Source organism: Nguyenibacter vanlangensis (genome assembly GCF_013376155.1).
In the GTDB taxonomy this organism is placed as follows: Bacteria; Pseudomonadota; Alphaproteobacteria; order Acetobacterales; family Acetobacteraceae; genus Gluconacetobacter; species Gluconacetobacter vanlangensis.
In genome coordinates, this window is the sequence record NZ_JABXXP010000816.1 from 1 (window position 1) to 1,171 (window position 1,171).

Genomic DNA, 1,171 nt, shown 5'->3' on the forward strand with positions numbered 1-1,171 from the left:
GGGCACCACGACCTCGCCTGGCATCGACGCGACGCTGGCCGCGCTGGGGCGGGACGAGGTGATGGCCCGGATCGGGGCAGTCGCCCGATGAACGACGCCCCGCGCGCCGCACCGCCACGGTTCTTCGCGCAGCATGCGCGGCATCTGCTGGGCGTGCAGGGCATGCATCCCAGCCGTATCGAGCCGTTCCTGGACCTGGCCGAGAGCTATGCCCTGATGAACCGGTCGCGCAAGACGCCGCGCGACCGGCTGCGCGGACGCACCGTGATCAACCTGTTCTTCGAGGACAGCACCCGCACGCGGACCTCGTTCGAGCTGGCGGGCAAGCGGCTGGGCGCGGACGTGGTCAACATGACGGTGGCCAGTTCGTCGGTGAACAAGGGCGAGACGCTGCTGGATACGGCGGCGACGCTGAACGCCATGCGCACCGACCTGCTGGTGGTGCGGCATTCGCAGTCGGGCGCACCGGCGCTGCTGGCCCGCAAGGTCGAGGCCAGCGTGGTGAATGCCGGCGACGGCACGCACGAGCATCCGACCCAGGCGCTGCTGGATGCACTGACGATCCGGCGGCATTTCGGCACGCTGCACGGGCTGACGGTAGCGATCTGCGGCGATGTCAGCCATAGCCGGGTGGCGCGGTCGAACATCCACCTGCTGACGGCGATGGGGGCGAGGGTGCGGGTGGTCGGGCCACCGACCCTGATCCCCGGCGCGATCGGCGCCCTGGGGGTGGATGTGCACTACACGATGGAAGACGGGCTGCGCGACGCCGACGTGGTGATGATGCTGCGCATGCAGCGCGAGCGCATGAGCGGCGGCCAGGTGCCCAGCGCGCGCGAATATTTCCGCTTCTATGGCCTGGATCACAAGCGGCTGGCGGTGGCCCGTCCGCAGGCGCTGGTCATGCATCCGGGCCCGATGAATCGCGGCGTCGAGATCGACAGCCGCGTCGCCGATTCCGACCAGAGCGCGATCCGCGAGCAGGTGGAAATGGGGGTCGCCGTGCGCATGGCCGTGCTGGACCTGCTGTCGCGTGCCGGAGATGCCCCGTGAACGCCGCAATAGACGCCACGATTTTCGAGAATGTGCGCCTGATCGACCCGGCGCGGGGGCTGGACCGGCCCGGCCGGCTGCTGGTGCGCGGCGGGGTGATCGCCGGGATCGACCTGCC

The 1,171-nt window shown here is 70.1% G+C and carries 2 protein-coding genes; both read left to right on the forward strand.

All coding sequences use genetic code 11. The annotated features are described in order from the left end of the window. A partial coding sequence (locus HUK84_RS23355) for a hypothetical protein (protein ID WP_246285782.1) occupies positions 1-91 on the forward strand: 91 nt, incomplete at its 5' end. Then, positions 88-1,053 (forward strand): aspartate carbamoyltransferase catalytic subunit, encoded by a 966-nt coding sequence (locus HUK84_RS19290; protein ID WP_176641655.1) that lies wholly within the window; start codon positions 88-90, stop codon positions 1,051-1,053. The genes HUK84_RS23355 and HUK84_RS19290, both read left to right, overlap by 4 nt. The last annotated feature ends 118 nt before the right edge of the window (positions 1,054-1,171 follow it).